Annotated in this window: 11 protein-coding genes; 3 read left to right on the top strand and 8 right to left on the bottom strand. The window is 47.0% G+C overall.

All coding sequences use genetic code 11. The features are described from left to right. Positions 1-499 precede the first annotated feature (499 nt). The gene (locus RT717_RS13895) at positions 500-1312 is read left to right on the top strand and encodes a polysaccharide deacetylase family protein (RefSeq protein WP_317492338.1); all 813 of its coding nucleotides are present in this window, start codon (positions 500-502) and stop codon (positions 1310-1312) included. An 86-nt stretch (positions 1313-1398) separates the two neighbouring features. On the opposite strand, the gene RT717_RS13890 is transcribed toward RT717_RS13895, so the two are convergent. The 7 genes from RT717_RS13890 to RT717_RS13860 form a co-directional block, all read right to left on the bottom strand. Further along, positions 1399-2025 (bottom strand): carbonic anhydrase family protein, encoded by a 627-nt coding sequence (locus RT717_RS13890; protein ID WP_317492337.1) that lies wholly within the window; start codon positions 2023-2025, stop codon positions 1399-1401. Positions 2026-2196: 171 nt separating this feature from the next. Continuing rightward, positions 2197-2520, bottom strand: coding sequence for a hypothetical protein (locus RT717_RS13885; protein ID WP_317492336.1), 324 nt, complete (start codon positions 2518-2520; stop codon positions 2197-2199). 114 nt (positions 2521-2634) lie between these two features. Beyond that, positions 2635-3516, bottom strand: a complete 882-nt coding sequence (locus RT717_RS13880) for a mechanosensitive ion channel domain-containing protein (RefSeq protein WP_317492335.1) — start codon at positions 3514-3516, stop codon at positions 2635-2637. Between the two features lie 80 nt (positions 3517-3596). Then, complete coding sequence (alr, locus tag RT717_RS13875) at positions 3597-4754, bottom strand: alanine racemase (RefSeq protein ID WP_317492334.1); 1158 nt, start codon at positions 4752-4754, stop codon at positions 3597-3599. Then, positions 4748-6736: a hypothetical protein gene (locus RT717_RS13870; protein ID WP_317492333.1), complete on the bottom strand. Its 1989-nt coding sequence runs from the start codon at positions 6734-6736 to the stop codon at positions 4748-4750. Before RT717_RS13870 ends, alr begins: the two co-directional genes overlap by 7 nt. A 19-nt stretch (positions 6737-6755) precedes the next feature. Beyond that, positions 6756-7979, bottom strand: coding sequence for an ATP-grasp domain-containing protein (locus RT717_RS13865; protein ID WP_317492332.1), 1224 nt, complete (start codon positions 7977-7979; stop codon positions 6756-6758). Between the two features lie 369 nt (positions 7980-8348). Then, positions 8349-8717: a MotA/TolQ/ExbB proton channel family protein gene (locus RT717_RS13860; RefSeq protein ID WP_317492331.1), complete on the bottom strand. Its 369-nt coding sequence runs from the start codon at positions 8715-8717 to the stop codon at positions 8349-8351. A gap of 209 nt (positions 8718-8926) precedes the next feature. Between RT717_RS13860 and RT717_RS13855 the strand changes: the two genes are divergently transcribed. Together RT717_RS13855 and RT717_RS13850 are read left to right on the top strand one after the other, a co-directional pair. Then, positions 8927-10027, top strand: a complete 1101-nt coding sequence (locus RT717_RS13855; protein WP_317492330.1) for a sensor histidine kinase — start codon at positions 8927-8929, stop codon at positions 10025-10027. Beyond that, positions 10005-10718: a LytR/AlgR family response regulator transcription factor gene (locus RT717_RS13850; RefSeq protein ID WP_317492329.1), complete on the top strand. Its 714-nt coding sequence runs from the start codon at positions 10005-10007 to the stop codon at positions 10716-10718. Before RT717_RS13855 ends, RT717_RS13850 begins: the two co-directional genes overlap by 23 nt. Positions 10719-10744: 26 nt before the next feature. On the opposite strand, the gene RT717_RS13845 is transcribed toward RT717_RS13850, so the two are convergent. Continuing rightward, positions 10745-13486, bottom strand: coding sequence for an outer membrane beta-barrel protein (locus RT717_RS13845; protein WP_317492328.1), 2742 nt, complete (start codon positions 13484-13486; stop codon positions 10745-10747). Positions 13487-13662: the final 176 nt, after the last annotated feature.

Genomic DNA, 13662 nt, shown 5'->3' with positions numbered 1-13662 from the left:
CTGAAGGAAGTCCACTTTGCTTTTGTGAGGCATGTACTTTTTTTCAACCGATGGCCAATGGTTGCTTTGACGACTTCTAAGATCAAAGATAAGCATTTTTATACTTTGAATATTTTAATCAGGCCCAGGGGGAGGGCAAACGCACTTAAAACTATTTAACTTTGAAATTCTTCTTTTTTACCCTTCCAGGTCGGCCCGTTCCACGTCGGTAACCCTAAAGGGAAAGAAGAATTTCAAAGCTGTTTCACCCTTAAGGGCCGGGGTAGAAAAACAGCTTTGAAAATAATTTATCTAATTTGTTTTAAATGCGTTTGCCCTCGGCACAACGGGCCATTAGAGTGACTAAGTGCAGGCAAACCGTGGTAGGGGGATTGGTTGAAAAAATGTTCAGGGGGAGCCGTTTTCCGAGGTCTGTTGGCAGTTTTGGTGCTCAGCTGCATGGGAAACAGATGTAATTGAATAACTTGGTATAAATAAGACACCCTGTAAATCGCCTTCCATGAAAAGAGACACTATTCAAGCCACTAATCTGCTGATTTTTCTATTTGCACTGATCTCGCCTGAAACATTTTGTCAGCAGCCGACAAAGCCCTTCCCTTGGCCCGAGGGCAAGCAAGCCGCCATCAGCCTCACTTTCGACGATGCCAGAGCCAGCCAGGTGAACGGTGGCACTGCCCTGCTCGACAAGTATGGCGTGAAAGCCACCTTCTACCTGGTGCCAGCAGCCGTGAAGAGCCAGCTCAGCGGCTGGAAAAAGGCGGTGGCCTCAGGGCATGAAATCGGCAATCATTCTCTTAATCATCCGTGTTCAGGCAATTTTGTATGGTCTCGCTCCAAAGCCCTGGAAGAGTATACGCTGGAGAAAATGGAGGAGGAGCTTGTGGAAGCGAACAAGCAAATCAAAGAGATGCTAGGCGTCGACTGCAAGGTGTTCGCTTACCCTTGCGGGCAAACTTTTGTAGGCAGGGGAGAGGGCACCCAAAGTTATGTGCCCATTGCAGCAAAGCTGTTTGACAACAGCAGAGGCTGGATGGATGAAGCGGCCAATGACCCTTCCTACGTTGACTTTGCGCAGCTCACAGGCGTGGAGAGCGACGGCAAAGACTTCGATAAAATATTGCTGCTGATCGAACAAGCAAAAAAGTCGGGACAATGGCTGGTGCTGGCGGGCCATGAAATGGGCGAGGGAGGTGACCAAACCACCCGACTCGCAATGCTGGAAGAGCTGATGAAATACGCTGCTGACCCAGCTAACGGCATTTGGCTGGCACCAGTGGGCACGGTAGCCGACTATGTCTCCAGCAAGCGATAGTATCTGCAAAAAAATACCTAACCAGCCCAGCTGCTGAAAATACAGACCCGGGCTGATCAGGTTCCCTTTTTAATTACATCGTGTAATTAATCTTCAAAAAACCGGACTACACCGGTTTCAACATCATACATGCCGCCAACGATCCCAATTTCTCCTTTGCTGAACATGTCGTTGAGAATAGTACTTCTGCTTTTGATATTGCCTATCGTCATTCTCACATTCATTTGAGCGACGTTGTCTACGAAGTCAGCGTTGCCAGAATTCCTGTTTTCGCTCGGCTCCTTCACAGCCTCCACCGCAGGCTTGAGTTTGCTCATGAGGGCTGTCAGGTTGCCCATGGTCACATTGTCGCATACTCCTTTGATGGCGCCGCATTTGCTATGGCCCAACACAACCACGAGCTTAGACCCGGCTATTTTGCAGGCAAACTCCATGCTGCCCAGTATGTCTTCGTTGACGAAGTTGCCAGCGATACGCACGCTGAAAATGTCACCCAACCCCTGGTCGAACACCAACTCTGCTGAAACCCTGGAGTCTATGCAGCTAAGAATAACGGCAAAAGGCCACTGCCCCTCGCTCGTATCGTTGACTTGCTCCAACAGGTTGCGGTTGGCTTTAAGGTTGTTTTGGAAACGTTCGTTTCCTTGCTTGAGAAACTCCAGCGCCTTTGCAGGAGTCATTGTGGCTTGAGTTTCTTTAGTATGTGCTTTCACAGTTTCTTGTTAGTTAAAATTAATGGAATTGTTGTGATGGCGTGCAGTGTAGCCGCAGAAGCCCTATGATCTGAACGTTTGCGTTCCTTCTTCTTTCCAGTTTGTTAATATAAGCATATTTAGTATGCTTACAGGTGCTGAACGGGAAAGAAGCACAGACCGAAGAGTGCATTAACAAAAGGCTTGTGGAGGCGGGGAAATTACCTCAAAATGTAGGTTCTTTTGCGATGACCTCTTGTATACAAAATAGCGGTCATGAACACTGACCGGGGCGTTGTTGAAAACCAGCTGATGCGCTGAAAAGAATTTTTCTACTTCCTCACCGCTGTTGTCGTTCTTTTCTTCGCCACCGCTTTCGGTTTCACCCAACTCGGTTAATTCGATGTCTTCCAATGGGGTGCTGTCGTTAGCCAAAACCAACAAGACAACCTGGGCCTCGGTCGCTATGAGAAGGCTTAGCAAAGCAATAGATAGTATTTTAAATAGAAATTTCATTTAAGCCGCCACTTGGCATCGCTGAATATGGTCAAAAATAGTGATAATTTGAAAATGAACCCTACCAATATGGCCTTGCTTTTAATGCTAATCAAATTTTAACGGGTATGTTTTTTATGAAAGAAGCGCTCTTGGTTCAGCAATGATGTCTGACAGCACTTCATTGGCCTTCACAATGAATTCAGTGCGCTTGGTTACCTGGCCTACTGGCAGCGTTAGAACAATGTAAAGGCAGATCGTACCGCCATCAGCCTGAATTTGAGTCTTTGGGGATACTTTCTCGCTCACTATCGATTTTGCCAATTCATCCAACTTATCCATCCTGGCCTGAATATCCGGAGGAATGATTTTGACGGGGAATTTTACCGTGTGCATTACCCGGTTTTTGCCCATGTTGATGATGGCTTTGCTGAGCAGGGTATTGTTTGGCACTTTGATAAAATCTGTGGCGCCTGGGTTTTGTAAAGTCACGAAGAAAGTGCCGATGCGTTCTACAGTGCCTGCCTCATCCCCAATTTTCACATAGTCACCTATGCGAAAGGGATGTTTGGTGAGAATAATAAACCACGCAAAATAGGAGTTAATGACGTCCCGAACGGCAAAGGCTACGCCCGTGGTGATAAGGCCCAGGAAAATGGTGATGTTTTCAATCTCCAATCCCATTTTCCAGAATACGACGGCCGCTACGAGCAGATAAAGAGTGTTGGAGTAAATTTTGGTAAAGAGAATCCGCTGCTCCAGGTCAACTTCATCGTCGTTGAACCGGAATACCCGATTTTCGGTAAGGCGTAAAACAATGGTAACGACAATAAGTGAGCCGAGGGTCCACAGCACGACTTCAAAAGACTTATCGAGGTAGGTTGGAATCGTAATATAACCCAGGTTGTCGGCCCATTTCAGCCCTTCTTCGATGCCGAGAAAAATAAGCAGGAAGAAAATCCTGCGAAGAAGACGGAAGTTTCTTAGTTTCTTAAAATCCACAAATCGCTTGGCCATGGAATAGTGTTTTAATGGCGATGCAAATCTATGGAACAACGACAGTTATTTAAACTATGGAATCAAATTAGTGCAACAGGCTATTTGACAATTTTCCTGGGGATGGCCGCCGGCAATCGGCTGAGCATTTCGTTGTTGATCAATTGAGTCACGTTTGTGAAAGAGCTGATATTGATGGTGTTGTTTTTCTGCCGACCTACGAGCACCACCTCGTCGCCCACTTCTACGCCAGGTATATGGGATACATCTACCATAAACAGGTTCATGTTGATTAGCCCTACTATCGGGGCTTTTTTGCCGTGAATGAGCACATGCCCCCGGTTAGACAGCGCCCTGGGGTAGCCGTTAGAGTAGCCCAACGGCATCACAGCCACCTTCATTTTCTGCGTGGCCTGATAGGAAGTACCATAGCCTATGAACTCACCAGGGTCTATGTCACGCACGTCCATTACATCCGTCTTCCAATTGAAAATCCTTTTCAGGGCTCCATCGGACGGCTTGCCTGTTTCCTGCAAGTGGGTGTAGTAGATATCCGGGCTCGGCCAAAAACCATACTGAGCCACGCCAATCCTCACCATGTCATATACAGTGTCGGGCATCGCCAATGCAGCGGCTGAGCAGGCGATGTGCCGGTACTCGGGCATGATGCCCTTTTGTTTGCACTCCCGAAGGAAGTCCTTGTAACGCTTGTGCTGAGAGGTGATCTTGAATTGGTTAGCGAAGCTTTCGGCACCGCCGAAATGCGTACATAGCCCTTTGAACTCGACATGGGCTGCGTTTTTCTTGAGGAAAGTGAGCGTTTTTGGAAACTCCTTAGCATTCATGCCCGTGCGATTGGCACCAGTTTCTACTTCAATGTGTACCATTGCACGCTTCCCAAGTCCTTTCGCTACTTCCATTGCCAGAGGTAGCCGGGCGTAATTGAAAACAAAAAATTCAATATCGTTTTCAATGGCCCACTCGATGTCCTGGTCGTACAATATGCCCATGATCATGATTCCACCCTTTTCCGACTTGGCAGCCAACACTTCTTCGGCTTCAAAAGCTGATGCAGTAGCAAAGTGATCAACGCCTGCCTTTTCAGCCATCTTCACAAATTGTGCGATGCCATGGCCATAGGCGTTGGCTTTCACCACAGATGAAATCCTTACGTCAGGCCCAATCTTTTTTCTGATGAAATTGATATTTTTCACCAGAGAAGATTGGCTCAGCTCAATTCTCGACGAGTGTCTTACCATAATTTGGTTTGTTGATTCCAGACATATGATTTTCCCCAGCTTTCCTTAGCCAGGGGCTCTACTTTGGCAATTTCCTCTTCCGGCACCTTGCTCAACCAGCTTTTTACGTCCAGGGCGCTGTAGTGGAAGGCATACACCCTGGCAACGAACTGATAAAATGGCAACGATGATTCACCGGCCTTCTCGCCATTTCCAAACACCGTGGGTTTAATTCCCTGGCCCCAATCCTGCCGACCCTCATTGTTGGGGTTAAGGAAGTAGGCTCTCATTTCGCCTTTTTTGTTTTTATCTACCCGAAGCAGTGATATGGCATGAAGGCCTACCATCACTCCTTTGTTGGTGGTGAGGAAAATGCCGACTGGATTCGGGTACACCATTTGGCGCTGACCATTGTGGTCGGGGTGGAAGGCGGCGTAAAAGATCCTGACGAACCCTTCAAAGTCAACGATTGAATTGCTCGGGTAGTCGTAGCACGAAGCAAAGCCCACGTGCACCCACTGGCCGTACATGGCAGGGTTTACCCATTTGTGAGGATCCTCTCCCCGAAATGACGAACGTTTCATCATCTCATTGTAGATTTTATCCAAATGAGGCACGAGTACTACCGACACCACATCAAGGTTGTGATCCAGGTTGTCGAGCAGCCCTTTTCCCAGCTGGTTGGAGGTCAGGTCCTGATTTTCAAAACGCATAACCAGATCGTTCTGCGTGGCCACCGTAATGATCATATCGATGAGCATGGCCGGGGCATGTTGGCTCCACATGCTGATACCCCTGGCCGACTGGCAGGTGGGGTTGTTGCCCTGGCCAACACCAAGGTGCTGCCCCAGCACTTTGATGGTGCCACCGATCAGGTACTGCAATACGGTTACATCAGCATCTTTGTTGATCAGTGACTTGCTAATCCGCTTCTCCACCATACTGTGGATCTTAACTTTGCGGAGGTTCTCGAGACCCACCCTGACAGGCCGGCGGGAAAACAAGCTTTTTCCCAACATTCGGGCCAGTCCATAAATGCACTGGCAATTGTCGGGGCTGACTGTTTCATTGATCAGCGTGGAAATCAATCCATGAAATTTTTCCCATTCCGCTACGCCCCGGTCATTGAGGTGGAGGCAAACAGGAACCAGGTCCTCATAGTCAGCAACGAGCTTTTTGAGTAGCAGAGAGTGGTAGCCACTCACCAGGCCAGTGGCGTTCATATGGTCGCCCATGGATCTGGCCTCTCTTTCCAAGGTAGCCACGCTGCTTTCCGAAAGGAAATGCTCGTAATCCTTGAGGCTGGCATTGTTTCTTGCGCCTTCTGAAGGAGCATAAATAGCGTTGATGTACAGCCGAACCGACCGATCCGTTTCGGAGTCTCCCGAGGTATCAAAACGCTCATTGACCAACCGGATCAGCTCTCTGGCTTTGCGGGTCATAATAGGCCGTTGAGCACAAATGAGCCGAATTTCCTCGGCGAGCTTTTCATACACACCCTGCAGGTCGATTTCTGAGACGATGAAGCCAAAGAGATTGAACGCCTTTTTTAATTCTCTCACCGGCATGGCAAGGCGGGTTTCCTCTGAAACATCCTGGTGAGCAAACTCAAGGTTGTGCACCATCACCTCTTCCAGAAAGCTTTGAGCGTCTTTCTGCGATATTTTGTCGCTTTTTTCAATGCCGGTTGCAAAGGCTAACAGCCGCAGCTCAGACAGAATTTCGAAGCTGGAGGTGGGGTGACCTACTTTCAAAGTGCCTTTCACCAGCAGGGGAATGAGCTTGTCAGGCTCACTCCAAACTGTATTGTTAAAAATGCCTGCCCGATCGAGCTCACCAATTTTCTGAAGCAGGTAGACCAGCCCGTTCCTTGATTGGCTGAGTATATCTACCTGGCTTGCCAGTTTGGTAGCTTTCTCCTGCTTGGTTAACTCAATTGACTCTTTAAACTCTTCTAAACTCTTCTCAAAATTTTCAAATATCCTATCGGATGCTATTTCCATATGGGTGGTTTACCTTCGCTTATACATAAAAATCGACTTTCTGATAGTGTTTTAAAAGCTCCGTCATCCGGTCGGGGTCTTCTCCCTTGAAGTTGATGGTGCCAAAGTGATTACCAAATCCTCCACGGTCTCCACTGATTTTCTGCCCCTCGTAAGGCGGCACGAGGCTGTGCTCAATGAAGTACGGGTCGTTGTTAAGCTCTTCAGGTATTTCAAGTTTCGAGAACTGACGCTTGTGAGGATAGATCATCACGTTGCCATGGTAATATTTCGGTTTGAAGCCCTTCGGAGGGAAAATTGCATCCAGCTCTTCCTCGGTTGCATTGGGGTCGTGAGACACGACAAACGCAGCAAGCGCATCGAACTCGTATGATTTAGAGCAAAGCTCAAGGATGTGCCCGCCGGGAATTCTGCAGGCAGTTTCTCCAAAATTCAGTTCGTCGTTTTCAGTAAGGAACCATTCGGGGTGCACCATGCCAAATTCAATACCGAAAATATCGACCATTTTCTGCACCTGCTTGTGGATCAATTCACGCTTTGTTTCCAGATAGTTGCCTTCGGGAATGAAATTAGAATACCCCAGTTTCACGTATTCGGTGATATTGAGGAACCTGATTTTGCCTTTATGGATAAATGCCTCACAGGAAAACTCCCTGCCTGGCAGATGACTCTCAGCAAGACATGGGAAATCACTATCCTCGCATTCTTCGTCTATTTGAGCCATCGATTTCAGCAGGCGATGACCAACAGTGCCGGCCGAAGCAAAGGGCTTGATATGCACCCAGCTATCCTCTTCACCTTGCAGTTGCAGATTGGCTTCATTCAGGCGTTTCATAAAGGCTTTTACACCGTCTTTGCTATACACCTCTTCAAACAGCCCGACACGCAGTCCTCCAATGAGGGCTTTCCGCTTCATGATCGCCTTGTTTCGAAAAAGAAAAGCCCGGTTAAGTACTCGTGGGTCATTTCTGTAAATTGAATTGAGCGCTCCGGCCCATTCCACCGTTTCCTCGTAAAGGGGCACAGCCACGTCAGCGTTATAAGGCTTTAGCTTTTCAACCAGGTCCAGGGAATTGGAGGTGTCGCTCCATTCATCCAGCTGGTAGGGAACAAAGGGAATATTATGTTCGGCTGCATATGGTGCGAAGTCTGGAAACGAAACGACTACATAAGGCTTACCAAGTTTTTGCATGCTTTCTATCACGGGCAAACTCCAGCCCATTAATGCGAAACATTTTGCCATATCTATATTGGTTTTAAAGGTGAGAAATCTATTGAAGATGCGAAGAGGACAGAGGGAACCCGTTAGTGGAGAGTAGCCGGTCGGCCATCAGATTTAGGCATACACGTCCTGCGATACTTCGATGCATCTCTAAAGACAAGGTGATATGGGCAGCGATCGTTCAAAAAAATGTCGATTCATTTAAATAAGTCAATGAATCATTGAAATAGTTATATTATTACAAAAAGAGACCCCATAAGTGAAGCCTCTTTTTCCAAACAACTATTAAACAAACTTTTATGCTGCCGTGCGGAACTGCCCTACATAATAGTGGAGTTGCTTGGACGATGGGTAGCCCGCTTGCATTGCAGGGGAAAATGGAACCCGCTGCTATTTATTGGCTTTGTAGTGCAGGCCAAACCAGATAAGCCTGGTGACAACGAAAATGAGCATGCCGTAGATGCTGGTGATGCTTGACACCTTCAGCCCACCAGCTAGCATCGCTTGCGACACCTCCCCAATTTGCTCAATTGCCTGGAAGGCCATGAACATTCCAATGAGTTGACCAAGCACTCCAGTGACCAGGGCCAGCAGTCCAAAGAACTTTACATAGTCCAGTCTTCTTTTGACTTCGTCACCTTTCAACCCTTTGGAGAAGATATCTGAGGCAGAAAGCCCGCTGAAGATCAATGCAGCAAGAAACATTAGCGTAAGAATTGACATGAATTCTATTCCGCCCATCCAAAATAATTCAAACATAGTTGTAAAGATTTAAGGGTTTAAAAAACATCCAGGGCAATCATACGGCTTTTAGCCAGGCAAAATGGACAAAGTAGACGGAGTTGCTGTCAACATCGGTGGACAACCAATTTTCGGAGGGATTCTACATTTTTGGTAGAATACCTGCTGAAAATGGCATTTCGTCGACTTTCACTGTATGATTTAGAATTTATCGGCATTTTGCAGCAATGATAAGCGATTATCTCAACAAGTTGGTCTATTCAAAAGGAGGGAGGGTGCTGGCCCACGTGGTCTTCTGGTGGCTGTCCCTTGCTTTCCTCATGGTTTTTTTTGCCAGGATAAGTAGCGACTATGGCTTCTCTCTGCGCTTTGCGTGCCTCATGTTGCCGGTGGCAATGGGCACCACTTATTTCATTAATTACAGCCTTGTGCCTAAGTACCTTCTGACGAGAAACTATGGTAAGTTCATATTGTATTTCGTGTATACACTTATTGTGTCGATGTATTTCCAGATGTGGGTTATTGCCCTCACTTATATCTCCATCGCCGAATACAACTATGAGAAACTAGGGCCTGTAGCAGGCGATTTCATATTTCAGCCCGTGGGCCTTTATTCCATCGTGCTGCTGGGAGTTGCTCTTAAGCTGCTGCGACTTTGGATGAAAGCCGAGCGGGAGAGGGCCGAACTGAAAAGTGCCAGTCTCGAAGCAGCCCTTAAACTCAAAGAAGCAGAGCTGCAACTGCTCAAGGGTCAAATACATCCCCATTTTCTGTTCAATACCCTCAACAATCTCTACGGTTTGGCGCTGGAGAAGTCCGACGTGCTCCCTGATAGTATCTTGCGGCTTTCTGAACTGCTCGACTTTCTTTTGTACAGAAGCAATAAGTCATTGGTACCGCTGGCCGACGAGATCAAATTAATAAGAGATTACATTGCGCTTGAGGAGCTCCGGTTTGAAGAAAGGCTTCGGCTTGAGCTGGATATTCAGGCAAACGGGAATGATTGTAGTATCGCACCTTTTCTTCTATTTCCGTTCGTAGAAAACGCATTCAAGCATGGTTTTATGCAGGATGATCAGCAGCTTTTTCTATCCATTTCAATCCAAACTAAAGGCGAGCGGCTCTACCTCACAGTGACCAATTCATTCTCGAAAGCTGAAAAGGAGGCGGGGCAGCTTGGCGGGGTGGGGCTGTCAAATGTGAGGAAACGTTTGGAGTTGCTGTACCCAGGCAGGCACAAGCTCACGATTGAAAATGATGAGCGGCACTTTATAGTAAACCTGGAGTTAGACTTAAAGCCAAAAGATGATGCCGGAAGCGACTCGTAAATGTATTATTGTCGACGATGAGCCGATTGCCATTCGGGTGATCAGAGGCTACTTGCTGCAAATGGGTGGCTTCGAAATCGTGGCTGAGTGCCGCACGGCCACGGAGGCATTTCAGCTTTTGCGCAGCCATTCCATCGACCTCATTTTTCTCGATATTCAAATGCCTAAGCTCACAGGCCTCGATTTCCTGAAGGCCCTTCAGCACCGACCGAAGGTCATTTTGGTGACCGCCTACCGGGAATATGCCATTGACGGGTTTGACCTGGATGTGGTGGATTATCTGCTCAAGCCCGTTTCTCTGGAGCGATTCATGAAGGCGATAGATAAGTTTTATCAGTTGATGGAAGTCAACACAAAAGTACACACGGCAGCCACTCAAGTGCCAGCCTCAATATTGGTAAAATCAGATAGAAAAACTGTGAAAATTGTGTTAGACGACATTCTTTACATTGAAAGCTATAGCGACTATATCAAGATTTTCACGGCTGACGAGACTATCATCACCAAAGAAAGAATCAGTCATATTGAGGAAAGCCTGCCTGGCAGTTTTATCAGAACGCACCGCTCGTTCGTGATCAACAGTGCACAGATAAAGTCGTTCACCAATGAGCATGTTAATGTTGCAGGCAAAGAAATCCCCATCAGTCGGAGCTACAAGGAAGAAGTGCTTTTAAGGTTCCAAAGCCTTTAGCCTCTTTCGGTTCTCCGTTATTTTGCCTAGTTGGTTTTGATCTCCTCGAAGTCTTCCTGGCTGGCTCCCACTGAGAAATGCCTGAAATTGTAGGTAAAAGAGAGCATCACATACCGGTTAAGCACATTCGACTGGGTGTCCTCAATGTAAATTTCAGATATGTTTCTCCGGATATTATTGTTCTGTTTCAGGATGTCGTACACATTCATACTCACTTCGCCAAGCTTGTTTTTGAACAACTTCTTACCCACACTCATGTTCCAAAGAGTGAAACTATTGTCGAAACCCGCAGAAAGCCCGGCATTGATTTGATGCCTTACGTCTGTTCTGAATGTGAAGCCGTTTCCAAAGATCATGTTGTAGTTGATCCGGGTAGTCTGATTAAAGAAGTTGTTGTTTAGTGCAGGCCGCAGGCTGTTTTCCACCACGTTGTATCTCGACCACGTGGCTACTCTGAAATCAATATTCTCACTGATGTTGCTGCTTAGAGAAACACCAAGCCTGTAGTTCCATGAGTTGGCCAGGTTGAGCTCGTCGTTGATGAGGCCAGGTCTGCTTGTGTAGTTAACACCACCGTTGAAATTGACATTTGATTTGATCAACGAGAAGGGTTGGCCATAACTCAGGTATGACCTGAATTCCTTGTATCCACCCAGGTTAACCGGGCTTATTAGCTGAGAGCCTTTTTCAAGTACCACTCCTTGTCCAACTGTTGTCTGTTCTTCGGCAATAAAGGTGCTCGTTCCAATGTAGTTGCTGGTGAGCTCGGTGTGGGCATAAACAAACATTGACCTATTTGTTTCGGGGTTGTTTGACCTTATACGGGTTCTGATTCTATTGGTATATGTTTGGTTAAGATCCACATTTCCCGTGCGAAGCTGAAGCGGATTTGAGTTGTCAATTACGTCCTGCAGCTGTCCTATTTGTGGCTCTCTGGTCCAGGTGCGGTAATCTAGTTCGATATTGGTATTGTCGGTAAACTTGTAGCGAAACCGGGACGACGGTAACACGCTATTAAAGCGCCGATTGAGTGTGTATTCCCTTGGAAACTGCTGGTCATTTTTCAGTTTGGCGTCCTGATATTCCACCTCTACCTGCGCAGTAAGTTTTTTTAGTGTGTATTGGTAACCCAGCTCTGTTTCCTGTGTAAAGTAGCTGTTGTCGAAGGTGTTGCTCAACGCCTCATCGAGTAGGGTGTAGTCATCGAACTGCTCCGAAAAGTCGTACAGTCTTCTGTCAGAGTCATTGATTCTGTCGCCCATTGTATGCTCCAGTTCAATTCGTCCGTTGGCACCCACGGGCTCAGTATAGGAAGCGTTGACCCTCCAGTCGTGTCCTTTTCGGTTCCACTCAATATTTTGCTTGAGCAATTGACTGCTGTCAGCCGATTGATAGAAGATATTTTCGGCCAGCCTGTACCTGTCGTCGGTATTGACGTGAAAGCCGTTTCGGAGGTTGATCGTGAATGCACGCCCCTTTTTTTCAAATTGATGGTTGTACATCAGGTTATTGAAGTAGTCCAAATCAAAGAGATCGAACGACGAGCTGTTTTCGGTTTGGTTCACCGGGCCAAAATCCGAGGTTGTGCGACCGAGGAAGTTGGAATTGCGGATGTTATTGCCGAAGGAAGCTGATGGCCGCCAAATGATCCTGTTGTTGTCGTTGATCTTGTAGTCGACTTTCATAAACACCCTGTGTTCGGCGTTAGTGGCATTGTTGTAGCTGCTTTCTGAGTAAACCTGCCCTGAGTCGGACGGGAGCACATATTCTCTGAACCTGGTTTGGGTGGTTTCATCCTGCCTGTGGTTGTACAAGTAGCTGCCACTTACCTCCAGCGACTTTGCCCAGGTGTCAGCAAAGTTTACTGCAATGGCGTTGTTGTTGATGATGCCATCCTGGGTTCTGCTGTCGGCACTTGCATTGGGGCTTGCCGAGTAGTTGAGAATATTGATGTTGTTGCTAAGGCCTGATATAGTAACCCGACGGTCGCCATTGAACATATTGAGGTTAGCGCCTGCCATATAACGTTGATCAGTTCCAGCTCCTACCGAAGTTTTTCCAAACTGCCCTCTTCTGCGATTGGGCTTTGTGATGATATTAATCGTCTTTATTCTTTCACCGTCGTCAAACCCGGTTAGCTCGCTCTGGTCGCTCTTTTTGTCAAACACCTGAATGCTTTCAATCACAGTAGCGGGTAGGCTCTGCAAAGCAGCCTGCACATCGCCGCCGAAAAAAGGCTTTCCGTCGATAAGAATTCGCTGAACGTTTTCGCCCTGGGCTTGTATTACGCCATCCACCATCGCAATGCCCGGCATCTTTTGCACCAGGTCTTCGGCACTGGCATCGGGTACTGTTTTGAAAGCCAGTGCGTTGAAAACAGAGGTATCTCCTTTCTGCTCACTCATCATAGCCTGGGCAGTAACTTTTACTTCTTCAAGCGTCTTGGTCTCTTCTTCCAGTAGAATGTCTCCAAAGGAAATGTCCTTTATGCCGACAGTTACATTTTTTGTCACCGTCTGATATCCGATATATTGAAACTGAAAACGGTAGCTGCCCGGCTCCACCTTCTCAAGCTTGAATTTTCCCTCAAGATCAGTGACCACACCCAAAGAGGCAGGAGGAGAGCTTAGTTTTTCACCCAGTACGGTAGCACCGGGGAGACCTAAGTAATCGTTGGCTCCCTTCACAGTTCCCGAAATGGTGACAGCTTGCCCATGGACTCTGAGAAGCGAAAATAATAGGAACGTAATGGTAAGAGTTCTTAACATCTAATTAGTATTGCTAACAGTACAGAAACAGGAAATAAGTGCATCAAAACTTTGATAACTGTCGTTCCAAACTGTTGTTTCAAAGCTATTTGCTAGTACACTTTTGAGTATATGATGTATCTATTGTCCAACTGGCAAATTCATGTGCCTGACAGTGCTATTAACTATCCGATAAA

The organism is Imperialibacter roseus (assembly GCF_032999765.1).
Classification (GTDB): Bacteria; Bacteroidota; Bacteroidia; order Cytophagales; family Cyclobacteriaceae; genus Imperialibacter; species Imperialibacter roseus.
The sequence above is the reverse complement of the archived record's forward strand: the minus strand, read 5'-3'. Positions and strand labels throughout refer to the sequence as shown.